This is a genomic window from Anderseniella sp. Alg231-50 (assembly GCF_900149695.1).
GTDB lineage: Bacteria > Pseudomonadota > Alphaproteobacteria > Rhizobiales > Aestuariivirgaceae > Anderseniella.
This window is the reverse complement of the sequence record NZ_LT703003.1, coordinates 645370-662268: the sequence shown is the minus strand read 5'-3', so window position 1 is coordinate 662268 and position 16899 is coordinate 645370. Positions and strand designations below refer to the sequence as shown.

Here is a 16899-nt window from a genome sequence, read left to right as displayed (position 1 = left end):
TCAGGTTTTCATGTGCCGCAGTTCGCCGGGATCGCAGCACAATGGAATTGCTGCGCAACCAACTTTGGGTTGATGACCAAAAGCATTTTTCCGGTACAATGATCATTCTTGAGTCGAGAAAGAGCCCTGCCGGTGCAGGTGTTGTTCATACTCTAGTTGTACAATCGGCTTCTTTACTGAGTGCTGCAGAAATTCCGAGAGATCGTGATCCACAATGAAAAGTATTGGTTTCAACAAGGTTTTTTGGACCCTTGTAACTTTCCTCTTCATATCTGGTGGGATAGTTTTTTATCTGGTTCAGCTGCATACTGATGAAGTTCGCCAGAAAATTCTACTGGAATCGGCAAGAACAAATGCCGAGCTTATTTCGACCGTTCAGAATTTCTACTCGAAAGAGGTCGTTGGGCGTGTCAAGAATCTCGCGGGCCTCTCGGTTACGCATGATTTCCGGGCAGTCGACAATGCCATTCCCTTGCCAGCGACACTGACAATCGAACTGTCAAAAGAATTTAAGTCCAGTGGTGCCCAGTCCAGTTTTCGCCTGATCAGTGAACATCCGTTTCCGCTGCGCAAGGACAGGGAACTGTCCGACTTTGACAAACGCGCGCTGGTTTCTCTGGTAAAGGAAGATCAGAAAGAGTTTTTCGGCGACAGTATCGAGGCGGAAAAGCGCGTCTTCAACTATGCCACTCCGGTGATCATGAGCGAAACCTGTATTGCCTGTCACAATACGCGTGCTGACTCGCCGAAACAGGACTGGAAGGTGGGTGACGTGCGCGGTGCGCTGGTCATCTCCCAGGCAGGCGGTGCCACCGGCACGTCCGTGCCCGAAAGTCTGAAGAAGATTTCCCTGTTTCTGGCGCTGGTGTTCGTGTTGACGACGGCCCTGCTGGCGCTGCTCATTCGGCGCTATCGCCGGGTGCATGAGGAGGTCAAGTCCCTTGCTTCATCGGCGGTCGAGCAGAACGAGGCGCTGGAACATGCCAATCTCGCCGCAGAGGCCAGCAACAAGCGGCTCGTAGATGCGATCGAGGCGCTGCCGGATGGCTTCGTGCTCTATGACAAGGATGATCGTCTTGTTGTATCGAACCAGAAGTACAAGCAGATTTATGCCGCAAGCGCCGATCACATAAAGCCGGGCAACACCTTCGAAGACATCATCCGAAAAGGTGCGGAGGCGGGACAGTACAACCTGCAGGGCAAAACGCTTGATGCGTGGGTTGAAGAACGGATTTCCGCGCACCGTGATAAGACCGGGATGGTCGAACAGCATCTCGGCAACGGCCAGTGGCTGCGCATCATCGAGCGCGGAACCGGTGACGGCGGCACGGTCGGTTTCCGGGTTGATATTACCGAACTGAAAGAGCGCGAAGCCAAGTTGAAGCGCAGCGAGGAGCAGTTGAGGACCACCGTGCGGTCGGCGCTTGATGCGATTATCGTGATCAACGACCACGGCGAGGTCATGGAATTCAATCCGGCGGCTGAACAGATATTCGGATTCAAGCGTAACAAGGTGGTTGGCAGGATGATGTCTGAATTCATCATTCCGAACCGTTACCGCGATGCCCATGGAACAGCGATCACGCATTTTCTCAACACCGGGGAAGGCCCCCTGATCGGCCAACGGATCGAGATTGAAGCGCTGCATGCCAAAGGCCATGAATTCATGATCGAACTGGCTATCCAGCAGGCTGAAGGACCCGACGGCACTATCTTTCTGGGCTATGCAAGGGATGTCACCGAGAAGAAGGCTGCCGAGGCGCAAATACTCCAGGAGAGAGATCGGGCAGAGGTCGCAAACCGGGCGAAAGCAAGTTTCCTGGCGATGATGTCACACGAAATCCGCACGCCCCTGAATGGCGTCCTGGGTATTCTTGGGTTGCTGGGAGACGAGACCGACAGAACGGAACAGCAGCGCCTGATCCGGACGGCCCGCGTTTCCGGCAAGGCGCTGCTGACCATCATCAACGACATCCTGGACTTTTCAAAACTGGAGGCCGGCCGGCTTGACCTGGATGAGGAGGTCTTCCTGGTCGATTCACTGATCAACGGGGTTGAAAGCCTGGTTTCTCACCGGGCTCGGGAAAACACCGTCGACCTCAGGATCAAGATCGGCAAGAACGTGCCGGAAGCAGTAACGGGAGACCCAGGCCGGATCCGCCAGATCCTGCTCAACCTGACCTGGAACGCCATCAAGTTCTCCGAAGGCGGCAAGGTTGAGATTGCCGTCAGCCAGCGGACCCGGAAGGCCGGTGTGTCGACGGTCCGGTTTTCCGTCAAGGACACGGGGATCGGGATTCCGACACGGCATCATGACGAGCTTTTTGCCGAATTCTCCATGCTGGATGCGTCCTATTCCCGGAAATTCGGCGGTACTGGCCTCGGACTGGCGATATCCAAATCGCTGGTTCTCAACATGGGTGGTGAAATCGATTTCAAGAGCACACCCGGCAAGGGAAGCACCTTCTGGTTTGACCTGCCCATGACGATTGCCGACGCCTCCGACGCGGTTCCGTTTGATGAACTTGAAAGCGATGAAGATATTCCTGCCGTGGACCAGCTCAGGGTGTTGCTGGCGGAGGATAACACCACGAACCAGTTGGTCATCGGGAACATGCTGGAGCGGCTCGGGTGCCTTGTCGACATCGTCAGCAACGGTATTGAGGTTATAGATTCTGTGCAGAGCCGGCCCTATGATGTGGTGCTCATGGACATCTCCATGCCGGAAATGGATGGCCTTGAGGCCACCAAGCATATTCGCGCGCTGGACGATGAGGTTTCGAAAATCCCGATCATCGCCCTGACGGCGTATGCCCTTGATGAGGACCGGCAAACCGCGTTAACCGCCGGCATGGACGAATTCGTCGCCAAACCGGTGTCTCGCCTCGAGCTCGCTCGAGCCATTTCCCGGCAGTCGGAATCCCGCAAAAACGGTTCAGCTGCCCCCGACCGTGACCCTGACGACGATGCCAGTTTCGACATGAGTGTTTTCAACACGCTGGTCGGCGGCATGTCACCGGAGACGCGTAAGAGTGCATTGTCGGCGTTTGCTGCTGAACTGGAAAACTGGACCAGCCAGGTTGCGGAGGCTGCAGACCACAAGGATATCCGGAGTCTGGAGAAATCCAGCCACTCGATAAAAGGCGTAGCAGGTACATTCGGTGCAAGTGCGCTGCAGGCAATGGCCGCCAGGGTCAATACATATGCCCGTGGTGACAAACCGGAACGTGCCCTGGAACTGGCAAAAGAACTGGGAAAGCTGTGTGAACTGACCTTGAATGCCCTCAATGAGATGATTGCACGGGCCAATTGAAACTCTAGTTGAATTGCGAGGCACGAATGCCGACGACAAAACAAAAGGTCTTGCTGGTTGAGGACGCGTTCTCTCTCGCCGTCGTCTACAAGGACTGGCTGGAAAAGTCAGGCTTTGAATGTCAGCACGTGGACACGGGCAAAGCCGCTCTTGCCGCCCTTGACGATGGCAAGTTCCAGGCGATGGTCCTGGATTTGAATTTGCCCGATGCAAACGGTATCGAGATTCTAGATCACGTCGCAGAACAAAAGATACCTGTTACCGTGGTTGTGGTGACGGGCAGCGGCTCCATCAAGACGGCTGTCGATGCGATGCGGGCTGGTGCCTATGATTTCATTGTCAAACCGGCTGCTGAAGAACGTATCATTACGACCGTGCGCAATGCCTGTGAGCGGGAACAGCTGCACGAAGCAATTGCCGAAATCCGCAATGATTTTTCCGACGGCAACTTCCATGGCTTCATTGGCAAATCGCCGGTCATGCTCGGCGTCTTCAAGATGATCCAGAACGTGGCCCGCTCGAAGGCCACAACTTTTATCACGGGCGAAAGCGGGACCGGTAAAGAAGTCTGTGCGGAGGCAATTCACAAATGCAGTCCGAGGGCCGGCAAGCCGTTTGTGGCGCTGAACTGTGCCGCTATTCCAAGAGACCTGATCGAGTCCGAAATATTCGGGCATGTCAAAGGCGCGTTTACCGGTGCGACCGGGGACCGGGAGGGCGCCGCAGCCGCGGCGGATGGCGGCACGCTGTTTCTCGATGAAATCTGCGAGATGGACATTGACCTGCAGACCAAACTGCTGCGCTTCCTGCAAACCGGCACAGTGCAGCGGGTGGGCAGTGACGTGGTGATGCCGGTAGACGTGCGTGTCGTATGTGCCACCAACAAGGACCCGCACGAGGAAGTCGAGCAGGGCCGGTTCCGCGAAGATCTGTATTATCGTCTCCATGTCCTGCCCATCCATCTGCCGCCATTGCGGGAACGCGATGCGGATGTACTGGAAATCGCTCAAGTCTTTGTGGAGTCTTTTGCCCAGGAGGAGGGCAAGACATTCGGGGGTTTTTCCGTGGAAGCCGAGGACAAGCTGCTGGCCCATGGCTGGCCCGGCAATGTGCGTGAGCTGCAGAACGTGATCCGCAATGCGATCGTACTCAACGATGGTGACGTTGTGGATGAGGAGATGATCCGGCTGGGTAGTCCGGCCCGGTCCTCCCCGGTACATAGTTCCCCGCCGCAATCTGCTGGCCCTGCCTCTGATCCGGCAGGTTCGGTTGCCGCTGTTTCAACTGCCGTGGATGGTGACCGCAACAAGATGGTGCGCGTCATGCTCGGCCGCACGTTCGCGGAACTTGAGCGGGACGTGGTGATGGCGACGTTCGACTATTGCGGTGGCAGCGTGCCGAAGGCCTCAAAGGTCCTGAAGATGAGCCCGTCCACCCTGTATCGCAAGCGCGAGGAATGGACGCGTGACGATCCCTGAACCAAAAAACGGCGGACCCGAAGGTCCGCCGAAGTGTTTCAGGCTTTCCTGGTGCTGAACTTTCAGGAAGCCTGTCGGAGAGTTACTTCGCGGGGTGAACTGATTTCCTTGAGCAGTTCCCAGGTCTGGTTGAAGTTTTCAACAGACACGACCCGATGATGGGGTGAGTCTTCATGCAACGCTTTGGCAAGCGGATAATCGTTTCCGCCGGGATCCATCCGGTCTCCGAAGAACGTGATGATCGAGTTCGGCGCATCCTGCTTGAGGACCTTCAGGGCGCGTGATTTGTTCCAGCCTTTCGGCACGATATCGATGCTGATTTCACCGCCTGCCGATGCCTCGTATTCGGAAAATGTCTCGACAAAACGCCGAATGAACTCTGATCGTTCTTTTTCCTGCCTGTCCCATGCGAAATAGGACTGGCGGTCACTCTTTTGTGCGTTCCGTCCGATGACGCTCACATTCAGCATACCCGTCCGGTACTCGATGTGATTGCCGAAGCGGCGCGGATAACAGCTCAATTCGACGAAGCTTTCCAGCGCCTCGATCAGGTCCTTCGGGAATTCATGATCCATCTGGTAGATCGTCTTGCCGTCCACCCAGAGTTCTGCCGCAGAACAGGAGAAAACACCGTTCGCACTGGCGATGATTGTCCTGGGCAGTTGTTCCTGCAGTTTCGGCAGATCGCTGCCGGATACAAGATAGACAGGGTGGGTCCGGCAAAAGCGTTCGAAAAAGCGTCCGAAGTCCGGATCGACAGGGTGGCGGGGTTCGGTCAGGGTGCCATCTACGTCGAAAAGATAAATCTGGTCCATAACGCCCTCCTAGGCTGCAATGCCGGTGTTGTGTGCTGTGCCAGGTGTCTGTTCCCGACCGTAGACGTCTTCAAGGCGCACGATATCGTCCTCACCGAAATAGTCGCCGTACTGGACTTCGATGAGTTCTACAGGTTCGTCACCGGGATTCTCAAGCCGGTGTACCTCTCCCTGAGGAATAAAGGCCTGTTCGCAGGGACCCAGGGTCATAACCTGCTTGCCAATCGTCACCCGGGCCATGCCGGCAATGACAATCCAGTGCTCTGCACGGTGATGATGATACTGCAGGGACAACTGTCCGCCGGGATCAACCCGGATCCGTTTGACCTGATGGTTCTGCCCACGGTCAAGGGAATCGAACCTGCCCCAGGGACGGTCCTCGCCGGCATGGCGTTTCTGCTCGCTGCGTTCGTCGGCTTTCATGGTCTCCACCAGCGACTTGACGGACTGCGCATCATCGCGGTGTGCAACCAGAACGGCGTCTTTGTTGGCAACAACGACGATGTCGCTGACGCCGGCGACGGCGACCATTGGTCCGCTGCTCTGGATCAGGGAACCGGAGCTGTTCACCGCCAGCACATCGCCTTCCAGCACATTATTGGCCACATCCTGCTCGCCGTGTTCCCACATGGCGCCCCAGGAACCGAGATCACTCCAGCCGGGGTCTACCGGAACAACGACGGCATTTTGAGTGTGCTCCATGACTGCGTAGTCGATCGACAGCTTGGGAGCCATGATGAAGCTTTCCAGTGCGGGAAACAGCTTTGAGCCGGATCGCTGCGCGCCCATAAGGCTGGTCTCCACTGCGCGCAGGATCTCCGGCGCATAACGTTCCGTCTCCGCCAGCATTTTCTGCCCATTGAACAGAAAGATGCCCGCATTCCAGCATGTTGACGCCTCGGCCAGCAGCTCGGTTGCCCGGGCCTCATCTGGCTTTTCGACGAAACGCCTGACCGGATAGGCGCCTGGGCTCAGTTCGCGAGGTTCGGCTTGTATATAGCCAAAGCCGGTTTCAGGACCGTCGGGCCTGATTCCGAAGGTTACCAGATGGGCACTGTCGTGGCCGATCAGATCGGCCCCGGCGGTAACAGCCGCCAGCAGTGCGGCTTCATCTTCGACCGCATGGTCGGACGGAAGCACCAGGTAGTTCTGCGCGTTTGCAGGCGAGAGTGTGGCCAGCAGCGCTGCGGCGATGGCCGGTGCGGTATCACGGCCAACCGGTTCACAAATGATTGCCGCCGGCGTTACGCCGCTTTCGGCAAGCTGTTGCTCGGCGATGCCCGCATACTGGGCGCCGGTGACAATGATCGGGGCGCTGAAAATATTGTCGTCTGACACTCTGGCCAGGGTTGCCTGGAACAGGCTTCCGCCAGCAAGCAGCCGGCAAAACTGTTTAGGGGTTTCCTCGCGTGAGACCGGCCACAAGCGTGTGCCTGCGCCGCCTGCAAGGATAATCGGGGTGATTTTTTTCGAGGGCATTTTCATCTCCTTAGATTTTGACGGCATGTGCCTGCCGCGCTTGCCATGGTTGTCGCAAGAGACTTGCCAGATGGGCGTGACGGGGCGCCTGGCGATGAATGATAAGTTGAAAAACCCGGATTTCAGGGGTTTTTGGGGAGATCGAGGCTTCAGGTCATTGCGTGCCAGTTTCCCGGCCGATTTCGAAAATCGAAACATTGTTCTTTCGAATTTCGAATTTCGAAGACGCATCTCTCTCAAACCTGGTGAGAATCCGGAGGTTTTTGCTGGCATGCCGTTTGCTCCTGTCCAGGCGACATGGAGATAAGAGAAATGAAAGTAATTCGCGAACGCCCGTGCCAGCGCCGTCACCACCGTGTGACCGCACCGTTAATGGTGAAACTGGATGAAAGCGCCCCGCAGTACCGGGCCACCGACTGGAGCCTTGGCGGCCTCAGGCTCGATGGCGTGGCAGGAACACTTCCCAAGATCGGCTCGGAGCGGAACCTCAACCTGTTGCTTCCATTCCAGGGCTTTGACATCGGGTTTGAGCTGAAGGGCAAGGTTGTCCGCACGGCAAAGGCCGAAAAGACGGTTGCTATCGAGTTCACCGAGGTACCTGAGCGCTCACGTGATCTGATGTCCCATTTCATCGAAGACCTGATCCGGGGCCAGATGGGAACCGTGGAAGACGCGATCTGCCGGATCGACATCCCGGTGACACCGATTTCGACGCACCCGGACCCCAACCCCAGGGAAGGTGCACCGGTATCGCGATGGCCGGTCAAAACCATCGTAATGTCCTGCCTCTACCTGATGCTTGGGATTGCGATCTTCGGTTATGGCGGCCTGCTGACCTATTCATCCGTCATGCGGCTGGAAGTTCAGTCGGCGGTGGTTTCCGTGCCGGTGCAAACCCTGCGCATGCCTGTTGACGGTGTTCTTCAGTCGGTCCGTTACTCGCTTGGCGATACTGTGAAGCGGGGCGCGATTCTGGCCAGTATCGAAGACCCCCGCCTTGCGGCGCAGATCACGGTGGCCGACCAGGCAGCGACAGATGCCGCGGCCGGTTACGCCCGCGCCAAGGAACGTTATCGTATAGAATCCGAGAGACTGAAACTCTACCAGACCATCAACAAGACCGATCTGGACGTGGCCCGCGCCCGGCTCGCTGCCCGCCGCGTGGCCCTGGAATCTGCCGATGGCCATTATGGGCGCGTTGCCACCCTGCACAAGAAGGGGTTTGCAAGCCGACAGAAGCTGGACGACGCCAAGTCGCGCCAGTTGCGTGCCGATGCCGAGGTGCGGGAGATGGAATTGGCGGTCGAGCAGGCAACGGTGATGAACGCAGCGTCCGGGAAACGTCACTACAACCACAAGGAGTTTGTCGTCGATCTGGACATGCTGGCCCTTGATCTTGATGAGGCGCATGGGCGCCTGGTGTCGGCCAGGGAGAAACTCCAGCACTTGAGACAGCTGCAAGCTGCCAGGGTGATCCGTGCGCCATATGACGGCCAGATCGTTTCCCTGCCGATTTCTGCAGGACTGGCGGTCGCGAAAGACCAGGCTGTCCTGGCCCTGGAACAGGATGTGCCACCCACGGTCACGGCCTATCTCGATCAGGATGAAATCCTGCAAGTCGGGATCAATGACAGGGCGAAGGTGTTTGTCCCTGCTCTTAACCGGCATGTCGAAGCGACAGTGGTGGCGATCAACCGCAAGTCGGGACATCTGGACCTGAAATCGTCCCAGTATACCTGGAAGGCAAATGGTGAGCGCACCGCGTCTGTGTCGTTGACGCTCGCCGAGCCGCGCGGGTCGGGCAAGGTAAGGGCAGGTCTGCCGGCGGTCGTGATTTTTGACCGCCGGGTTACAGACGACCTGATTGCCCGTTTGGCAAGCTTCTGGCCTGGAAAAGACCATGACGAAACTGACGCTTGATAAAGCCGCCAATCTGGACGACCCCACCGACTGGCCAACAGGTTGGCGGAAATGGACACCGGCTGCGCTGTTCAAGATCGCGCTCTACTTTGGCTGCTGCCTGGTAGCCATCCTGACCCTGCCCAACAGCATCTGGGACCAGGAGGTTGCCCGGATCACTTTCGTCATCGGTGGTCTTGGAATCTGGCGCTATGGCTGGTGGTTCACCCATGCGGTTCGCGCATTGATCTACGGCAAGATCGTCTATCCCAAGATGCGCGACAAGGGCCGTGAGATCTGGGACGCAGGCTGGCGGCCGCGGCACATGCATTTCATGATGACCACCTACAAGGAGCATCGCTCCATTACTGAAAAAGTGGTGCGCTCGATCCTGCGTGAAATCCGTGCATCCGGCGTGCCGGGAACCATCTGGCTCGGATCGTCGGACCGGTTTGACGAGGACATTATCGAGGATTTCCTGCGCCGCGAGGCAAAGGATACGGATATTACCCTGCGCATCATCCGGCAGAATGTGTCGGGCAAGCGGGCCGCCATCGGCCTGGTGCTGCGCGCCATGTGCAGATTGCCGATCGACGAGGATGACCTGGTCGTCTTCATGGACGGGGATTTCATTCTGGCAGAAGGCGCCATCAGTCGCTGCATGCCGCTGTTCAAGCTCTATCCGGACCTGCAGGCCTGCACCACGGATGAAGAGGTGATCTGCATCGGCCCGCGCTGGATCGAGACCTGGCTCAAGATGCGTTTTGCCCAGCGCCGACTGGCAATGCAGTCCCACGCGCTGTCCGGCCGTGTCCTGACCCTGACCGGCCGGATGTCGGTCTTTCGCGCCAGGAACCTGCTGCAGCTTGAATTCATCCGCCTGCTGGAGGCGGACCATCTGGAACACTGGCTGTGGGGTAATTTCCGCTTCCTGTCAGGCGATGACAAGAGCACTTGGTATTACATGCTCAAGCACGGCGCGCACATGCGCTACGTGCCCGATGCACTCGGCTACACGGTCGAGGTCATCGAGGGGTCGGGCATGGATCGCATGGTGCAGAATTTCCGGCGCTGGTCCGGCAACATGCTGCGCAACGGGGCGCGGGCCATCAAGCTGGGTCCGCACCGGATGCCGTTTTTCATCTGGTGGTGCCTGGTGGACCAGCGGTTGTCCATGTGGACCATGCTGGTCAGTCCGGTCTTGGCTGTCGCGGCAACACTGCTGCAGGGGCCTGCATACCTGGCGTCCTATCTCATTTTCATCGCGCTCAGCCGGATGTTGCTGTCGCTGTTCCTGTTCGGCTATTCCCGGCGTATCCAGATGGCCTATCCATGGATCTTGTACCTCAACCAGCTCATCAATGCCTCGGTGAAGGTTTACTGCATTTTCAGGCTGTCAAAGCAGCGCTGGTCGAACCGTGGCAACCAGACGGCGTCCAATAGTGCGGATGCGCTGGTGCAGCGTGCACAAAATGCCATGGCCAACTGGTGCACGGCGCTTGCGACGGTCATGCTCGTGCTGTCAACCGTCCACTATACGAAGCTGGTCGAGATTCCGTCGATTATGCTCCTGAACTCCATTGTCGGATTCTGAAAGAGTGTTTTCGATTATGAAAATCTGCTGGTTTCACAATCGAAAACACAATTCCCATAAATCCACTTATCTATCTGAAATAATTGTATAATTACGATTTTCTGATATTGGCACGGCGCTTGCGAAATCGGGGTAGATCAATCACTCCAAAGCAGGCATCACATGTCGAGACGTTCTTTCATTCCCAAACTGTATCTTGCTGCCCTGGCCATAACCGTGGCCATGGGCGCACTTCCCGTGGCTCTCAACCTGGCCGTCGATCCATACAACCGGCTGGGCGGCCTGCCGCTGGGCCTTGCCAAGAAAAAGATCAGTGAGAAGGCGCATTATCCGCTCTGGAAGATTATCGCCCATTCAAACAAGCGCCCGCCGGAAACGATTGTTCTCGGTGACAGCCGGGCCCGGGCGTTGCGCGACAAATACTGGAGCGAAACCGGCCTCAAGCGCGCCTTCAACTTTGCCTATGGCGGCGCCACGATTTATGAGATTCATGAAACCTTTCGCTATCTCAAGACCCAACCCAAGCCGAAAAATCTCGTCGTCGGTATCCAGCTCCGAAGCTTTGACCCTGCCCACAAGTCCGGGATGAACCGGGTGCCGGAGGCGCTGCGGCTTGCCGGCAATCCGGTGAAATATTTCTCCAGTTGGTTCGTGACGCGAATTTCATGGCGCCATGTTCAGGAAAAATATCCCGGGCAACTGGCCGCAATCGGCAACCTGTCTCCCGGTTTCATCTCCACGGCACAAGCTGCCGACCTGGGCTCGCCCGGGCACACCAGCCTGAGCACCCTGTTGCAACCGGATGTATGTTTCGGTTGCCGGTTGCCGGAACAACAACAACGCACTGCCTACCCGGCTTATGGACACAGGCGGGGTCATGGTTACGGCTTTGGCCGCGAAGCAGGCCTGTGGCGCGACATTTCAATTGAGCGGCAATTGCCCGCGCGCTTTGAAAGACAGGTTCGCAAGAACGGCAGGTCCGACTGGAAGAGTTTCAGGTTCTCCGAAGACCTGTGGGCAAAGGTCGTCGAAATTGCGGACTGGAGCAAAGCCAACGGCGTGAAGCTGGTGTTCGTGATCCCGCCGACCATTGTGGAAATGCAGGCCAGACTTGCCGAATTCGGTCGCGCTGACCTTGATCGCAACTTGCGCCTGCGGCTGGCGGACCTGGCGCCGGTGATTGACCTGGACTTCGACAATCCGTTCACCCGTGACCTGACCAACTTCAAAGACGCCTATCACTTCAACGCACCGGTTGCCCGCAACATCGTCGCGGAGATCGGGCAGTTGCTGACGACCTCTCCGGAAGTTCGCGAAACCGCGTTGAAAGTTCGCTCCGGCCTTGCCTGTCCGACGGGCGAGCAGGGCGTAACGCGGGAACTGAATGACGGCATCATCAAAATGACCGAAGGCACAAATTGCAGAATCTGGAGGCGCGCCAATGACCCGTCCTGACAATTCCAAGCCAATTTTCGTGAACGTATCCACCTTCGCCGCGATATGCGGTTTGTGTGCAGCGGTTTTCTTCTGGCGGGACGTGCCTGACCTGGGCAAGGAACCACCGGTCGACCCGCTTGTGAACGAGCAGTTGAGCCAGGCGCGCGGTTTGCAGAAACTTGGCAAATGGGCCGACGCTGCCGAGATTATCGAACGCTATGCCCATCAGGGGTATCCGCGCGCACTGTTCCACCACGCCAAAATTCTGTCGCGTGGCTGGGGCGTACAACCGGACATGGATAAAGCGCGGCTGGCCCTGCTGCGAGCCGTGCAGTTCGACTTTTCCCTGCGCGGTGAGGCGGCCTATGAACTGGGCCGGCTCTATCAGAAGTCCGCTGGACCTGACTGCAATCGTATTGCAATGGAGTGGTTCCAGAAGGCGCTGGGTTGGGGGTACCGGAAGGCTCACGTGCAGCTTGCCATGCATTTCATGCGTGGCGTCGGCGTCCCGCGTGATCAGGAGACGGCTCTCTACCACTACGAAGGTGCCGTAAGTGCCGGTTTTGAGGCAGTTTCACTGCGATACGCGCGCATCCTGCTGAAAGGCCAGTACGGGGTCGAGAAAGACCCGGCACGGGCATTGGAACTGGCAGGGCGCGCCATCGTTGCGCTGGAAGCGAAGGCAAAGGCCGGTTCGGGAAGTGCCGGCAAAACACTTGGCCGGCTTCATCGCGACGGCGAGTTCGTCAAATTGTCCCGGACCCGGGCGTTCTACTGGTTCCGCCACGCCAGCCATCTCGGAAATTCCGGTGCCATGCATGACCTGGCGAACCTTCTGCTGGCAAAAGACGCGGAAAAAGACCGCGCTGAGGAAGGCATTGGCTGGCTCACACGGGCTGCAGGTGCCGGCCATGGCGGAGCAATGACCATGCTCGGCCGGCTGCATCTGGCAGAACAGCACGGCCTGAAAAGCGAAGGTGCCGTCAGCTGGTTCCGCAAGGGTGTGAAAGCGGCCCACGCCGGCGCCATGGAAGAGCTTGCCCGCATCTGCGCGGAAGGCAAGCTGGCACCAAAAGACATGGCCGGAGCCCTGAAGCTTGCCCGGCGCGGTACGTCCCTTGGCCATACCGGCTCAAAAACCCTTCTCCAGGCACTGCTGAAGCAGGCCGGTGAAGACAACACCCACAGTTAACCCGGCACCGGCTCGGAGGCGCGACGATCATGGTTTTTAGTTCCCTTGAATTCATCTATCTGTTTCTGCCACCAGTGCTGATCGGCTTTCTGGCCCTGCGCGCCTGGGGCCGGGAAAATCTGATCGTTTGGTGGCTGATCGCGGCATCGCTGGCGTTCTACGCGTGGTGGAGCCCCATCCATCTTGTCCTGCTGATCGGTTCGGTGGCGGTAAACTTTGCCCTCCACCGGGCGATCCTGCGAACCCGTTCAAAGCTGGTGCTGGCGTCCGGCATCATTGGCAACCTGGCAACGCTGGCCTACTTCAAGTATGCCGATTTCCTCATCGCGAACATCAACCTGTTGCCCGGCACGGATCTGCCGGCGCTGAACATCATACTGCCGCTGGCGATTTCCTTCTTCACCTTCCAGCAGACATCGTTCCTTTGCGATACCTGGCGTGGTGAGATCAGCGATTGCGATTTCTCCAGATACTGCCTGTTTGTCGTGTTCTTTCCACAGCTCATTGCCGGACCGATTGTGCTGCAGAAAGACACCATCCCGCAGTTCACTCTCAAGGTGTTCCGCAGCAAACTGTTTCTCAACCTGGCTGTTGGCGGGACCCTGTTCGCCATCGGCCTGTTCAAAAAGATTGTTCTCGCCGACGGTGTTGCGCCACTGGCAACGTCGGTCTTCGCACTCGCGGATGCCGGTCATGCCGTGCCTGCGGAAGCAGCCTGGATCGGAGCGCTGTCTTACACGTTCCAGATCTACTTCGACTTTTCCGGCTACTGCGACATGGCGCTCGGACTGGCGCGGATGTTCGGCATCCGCCTGCCGGTCAATTTCTATTCGCCCTACAAGGCAATCAGCATCGTGGATTTCTGGCGCCGCTGGCACATCACGCTGTCCCGCTTCCTGCGCGACTACCTGTATATCCCGCTTGGCGGCAATCGGCATGGCCCGGTTCGGCGCTACCTCAACCTGTTTGCAACCATGGTGCTGGGTGGATTGTGGCACGGGGCCAGCTGGAATTTCGTGATCTGGGGTGCGATGCACGGAGCCTATCTGGCAGTCAATCATGCCTGGTCAGCCGTGTTCCCGCGTCGCCACGCAGGCTCCGGTCTGTCGCGGGCCCTGTCGGCCAGTCTGGCCCAGGTTATCACGATGATCGCCGTCATATTCGCCTGGGTGCCGTTTCGCGCGGAAACGCTGGACGGCGCACTTGCTGTAATGTCCGGCATGGTGGGGATGACCGAATTGTACGATGCCGGCACCTGGTCCGGTGTGCTGGCCGACACCAGCCTGCCCTGGTTCCAGTTTCTGGTTCTGGCGCTGGTCGTTTTCTATGCACCGAACTCCATCGAACTGGTCAAAGAATATCGACCGGCGATCGACCTGGCGCAATTCGTCGGCAGGTCCGCATCTCGTGTGCGCGGTGGCTTGTTCAACATGAGCTGGAGGCCGAGCCGTCGCTGGGCTGCGGCCATGAGCGCAGTGTTTGCGATTGGCATCCTGCAACTCTACCGGCTCGAAGACATGACGGAATTCATCTACTTCAACTTCTAAGGCGCATAAAAAATGTACAGCAATTTCAAACGATTGTGGATCGGCGTTTGCGCTGCCACCGCTCTTTCCGTGCAATCTCCTGCCCTTGCTGCCGACGGGTATCTCGTTGAGCAGACGGGTCGGAACTTTTCCTTCAACACGACCACCGGCGTCGCCAGTCACAATGGCGTATCGATGCAGGGGCTGAACAGTGCGGCTCGAAAAGGCGAATTCGAGCTGCGCTCATTCTGGGAAAGAGGCGGGTTCCGAGCGACCGTCAAATTCGGCAACACCACGGTCGTTGACGGGATGGATCTGAGCGATATCTCCCGCATGGGCGGCTTCCGCTTCGATCGTACCGGGTCGTATGTCTACATCCGCACCGTCAAGGGCCCGAAAGCGCGCGTGGAACTGGTACACGACGGCCATGTGGCCCTGGAGTGGCCCCGTTTGGCGGTGGTCAGCGTGCTGGCCTACCGGCGTGATGCACTGGTGGTTTCCGTGTTCGACAAATCAGAGCAGCGTACCCGGTTCTACAGGTTTACCCGCGCCGACGGCGCTATTGTGCCTGACGGACGGCTTTTGGGATCGTTCGAGGGTTGTGCGCTGCTGGGTGCGAAAGCTGCTCGTCGCGAAATTGTGCTGGAAAAATACTGCGATCCTGAAAAGGGCAGTGATCTTGTCAGCCTTGATATGGAAAGTGGTCGGGTCACGCCGTTGCTGTCCACTGACGCCGATGAAATATTCATGCCCCAGCTTGACCGCCGCAAGGGGGCACTGTCTGCCCTGGCCATATCCGGATCTCCGGCGGCAAAGATGGCGTTTCATGCGATCAGTGGCGTGTTGTTGCGCGGATTGGGCGAACCCCTTTCACGAGCGTCGGATGAAGCCGGCAAGCAGAGCTGGGCGCAATCTTACCGCACCCTGACCCTGGCTACCCTTTACCGGAAAAGCGGCCACCCGCTGTTCGCGGAACTTGCCACGCGGGCGATGCGCAACACGCTGTCGGTCCGAAATGCCGATATCGGCATAAGCGATGCATTCAATCCCGGCAGTGCCTGGGCATCCCGCATCTATTCCACCGACCGGCGCAGTCCGGTTTCCTTCCAGATAAACCAGGCCATGATTTCCGGGTCGTTGCTCAGGGCTTGCGAAATGCTGGGCAAACAATGTCCAAACCCGCTGCGCCGCAGGATTGAGACCAATGCATCGCGTCTGGTGAACAGCTATGAACAGCAGTTCGAGAAAACCTCCGGACTCTATCGGATCCAGTACGGAGCCCCTTTCCGGTTCGATGGAATCTGGGCGCCGTGGAACTGGCAGTTGACCTGGGCCGTCCTGCTCGACCGTGTCGGAGACTTTGACAACAAGCCGCATCTGTCGGCGCGTGCAGAGAAAATTGCCGGCGAGTTCACAAATACATGGGCGCAAGATTCCGGCGGTGCGTTATGGCGCTACTGGGCACCAAGCTATTATCAGGGCTGGCGTCAGGTTGACCGGATTTCGCAACACCGTCCGGCCAGGAAGGCAGAACTGGAGCCGAAACGCTTCGAGGATATCAATCATGCCGGTCTCAGTCTTATGGGCCTGGCGGCGATTGGTCATCGGCTGAAGCCGGATCATGAGCGTGCGCTTCGGGTAACGCTTGATCGCTTGCTGGACAACGGGGCGATCCTTCCAAGGGACATTGACGGAAACGGGCCGCGGACGCCGCGCTGGCTGCCCGGGGCCGGATGGGACGCATTTGCAACGGCGAAACTCCGGACGCGATACACCAAACTGGTGCCCGGTGCCGCATCCGGCCACCAGCTGCTGGCGTATGCAGACCTGTTCGATCCAGCACAACCGTTCCAGCTCACCTTGACTCACGAGAGGTGCTTCGCCGGCAAATGCGAGACAGCCGAGACCTGGTCGTTCGACAGCCTTGCCGACTTCCTTGCCGACAATCCGCTGTTTCGGATTTCGCCAATCACCACCCAGTGAGCAAGGCTTGCACCTTTTCAATTTCGAACTTCTGCTCCCGACAGGATTTCGAAATTGAAAATGCCGGTTTCAGGATCGAAAAATATTCTGGGTAAAGTAAAAATTAATTTACATAACTATCTGTTTTTATTGATTTTTAATTTGAAACAGAGCTTGGCACGACAGTTGAGTTGAACAGCCTAT

General features: G+C 57.8%; 12 protein-coding genes. 10 read left to right on the top strand and 2 right to left on the bottom strand.

The genetic code is table 11. From position 1 onward, the window contains the following. Positions 1-41: 41 nt before the first annotated feature. The 3 genes from DHN55_RS22200 to DHN55_RS03200 are packed head-to-tail and all read left to right on the top strand — an operon-like array spanning position 42 to position 4791. Positions 42-218: a hypothetical protein gene (locus tag DHN55_RS22200; RefSeq protein WP_337659868.1), complete on the top strand. Its 177-nt coding sequence runs from the start codon at positions 42-44 to the stop codon at positions 216-218. Then, on the top strand, positions 215-3313 hold the full coding sequence (locus tag DHN55_RS03205; protein ID WP_108879936.1) for an ATP-binding protein: 3099 nt from the start codon (positions 215-217) through the stop codon (positions 3311-3313). The genes DHN55_RS22200 and DHN55_RS03205 overlap by 4 nt, the downstream gene beginning before the upstream one ends. Positions 3314-3339: 26 nt before the next feature. Then, a complete protein-coding gene (locus DHN55_RS03200; protein ID WP_108879935.1) occupies positions 3340-4791 on the top strand; it encodes a sigma 54-interacting transcriptional regulator in 1452 nt (483 codons plus the stop codon). 62 nt (positions 4792-4853) lie between these two features. Here the strand turns inward: DHN55_RS03200 and DHN55_RS03195 are convergent, their stop codons facing one another. Together DHN55_RS03195 and DHN55_RS03190 are read right to left on the bottom strand one after the other, a co-directional pair. After that, positions 4854-5606, bottom strand: a complete 753-nt coding sequence (locus tag DHN55_RS03195) for an HAD-IIB family hydrolase (RefSeq protein ID WP_108879934.1) — start codon at positions 5604-5606, stop codon at positions 4854-4856. A 9-nt stretch (positions 5607-5615) separates the two neighbouring features. After that, on the bottom strand, positions 5616-7085 hold the full coding sequence (locus tag DHN55_RS03190; RefSeq protein ID WP_337659867.1) for a mannose-1-phosphate guanylyltransferase/mannose-6-phosphate isomerase: 1470 nt from the start codon (positions 7083-7085) through the stop codon (positions 5616-5618). Here DHN55_RS03190 and DHN55_RS22195 point away from each other — a divergent pair. The 7 genes from DHN55_RS22195 to DHN55_RS03160 all read left to right on the top strand — a co-directional run bounded on the left by DHN55_RS22195 (position 7066) and on the right by DHN55_RS03160 (position 16716). Beyond that, positions 7066-7392: a hypothetical protein gene (locus DHN55_RS22195; protein WP_337659866.1), complete on the top strand. Its 327-nt coding sequence runs from the start codon at positions 7066-7068 to the stop codon at positions 7390-7392. The genes DHN55_RS03190 and DHN55_RS22195 overlap by 20 nt on opposite strands. Before the next feature lie 5 nt (positions 7393-7397). Beyond that, positions 7398-9005: an HlyD family efflux transporter periplasmic adaptor subunit gene (locus DHN55_RS03185; protein WP_337659865.1), complete on the top strand. Its 1608-nt coding sequence runs from the start codon at positions 7398-7400 to the stop codon at positions 9003-9005. Next, entirely contained in the window at positions 8986-10578 is a 1593-nt protein-coding gene (locus DHN55_RS03180) for a glycosyltransferase (RefSeq protein WP_108879931.1), read from the top strand. The genes DHN55_RS03185 and DHN55_RS03180 overlap by 20 nt, the downstream gene beginning before the upstream one ends. Before the next feature lie 162 nt (positions 10579-10740). Continuing rightward, on the top strand, positions 10741-12033 hold the full coding sequence (locus DHN55_RS22190; protein ID WP_337659864.1) for a hypothetical protein: 1293 nt from the start codon (positions 10741-10743) through the stop codon (positions 12031-12033). After that, positions 12020-13207, top strand: coding sequence for a tetratricopeptide repeat protein (locus DHN55_RS03170; protein ID WP_108879930.1), 1188 nt, complete (start codon positions 12020-12022; stop codon positions 13205-13207). Before DHN55_RS22190 ends, DHN55_RS03170 begins: the two co-directional genes overlap by 14 nt. Positions 13208-13236: 29 nt before the next feature. Beyond that, positions 13237-14754 (top strand): MBOAT family O-acyltransferase, encoded by a 1518-nt coding sequence (locus tag DHN55_RS03165; protein ID WP_108879929.1) that lies wholly within the window; start codon positions 13237-13239, stop codon positions 14752-14754. A 12-nt stretch (positions 14755-14766) separates the two neighbouring features. After that, positions 14767-16716: a hypothetical protein gene (locus DHN55_RS03160; protein ID WP_108879928.1), complete on the top strand. Its 1950-nt coding sequence runs from the start codon at positions 14767-14769 to the stop codon at positions 16714-16716. Positions 16717-16899 lie beyond the last annotated feature (183 nt).

Excerpts from the sequence above, each read along its gene's own strand:
- DHN55_RS22200 (WP_337659868.1), top strand. The coding sequence starts at position 42 with ATGGAATTGCTGCGCAACCAACTTTGGGTTGATGACCAAAAGCATTTT.
- DHN55_RS03205 (WP_108879936.1), top strand. The coding sequence starts at position 215 with ATGAAAAGTATTGGTTTCAACAAGGTTTTTTGGACCCTTGTAACTTTC.
- DHN55_RS03200 (WP_108879935.1), top strand. The coding sequence starts at position 3,340 with ATGCCGACGACAAAACAAAAGGTCTTGCTGGTTGAGGACGCGTTCTCT.
- DHN55_RS03195 (WP_108879934.1), bottom strand. The coding sequence starts at position 5,606 with ATGGACCAGATTTATCTTTTCGACGTAGATGGCACCCTGACCGAACCC.
- DHN55_RS03190 (WP_337659867.1), bottom strand. The coding sequence starts at position 7,085 with ATGCCCTCGAAAAAAATCACCCCGATTATCCTTGCAGGCGGCGCAGGC.
- DHN55_RS03185 (WP_337659865.1), top strand. The coding sequence starts at position 7,398 with ATGAAAGTAATTCGCGAACGCCCGTGCCAGCGCCGTCACCACCGTGTG.
- DHN55_RS03180 (WP_108879931.1), top strand. The coding sequence starts at position 8,986 with ATGACGAAACTGACGCTTGATAAAGCCGCCAATCTGGACGACCCCACC.
- DHN55_RS22190 (WP_337659864.1), top strand. The coding sequence starts at position 10,741 with ATGTCGAGACGTTCTTTCATTCCCAAACTGTATCTTGCTGCCCTGGCC.
- DHN55_RS03170 (WP_108879930.1), top strand. The coding sequence starts at position 12,020 with ATGACCCGTCCTGACAATTCCAAGCCAATTTTCGTGAACGTATCCACC.
- DHN55_RS03165 (WP_108879929.1), top strand. The coding sequence starts at position 13,237 with ATGGTTTTTAGTTCCCTTGAATTCATCTATCTGTTTCTGCCACCAGTG.
- DHN55_RS03160 (WP_108879928.1), top strand. The coding sequence starts at position 14,767 with ATGTACAGCAATTTCAAACGATTGTGGATCGGCGTTTGCGCTGCCACC.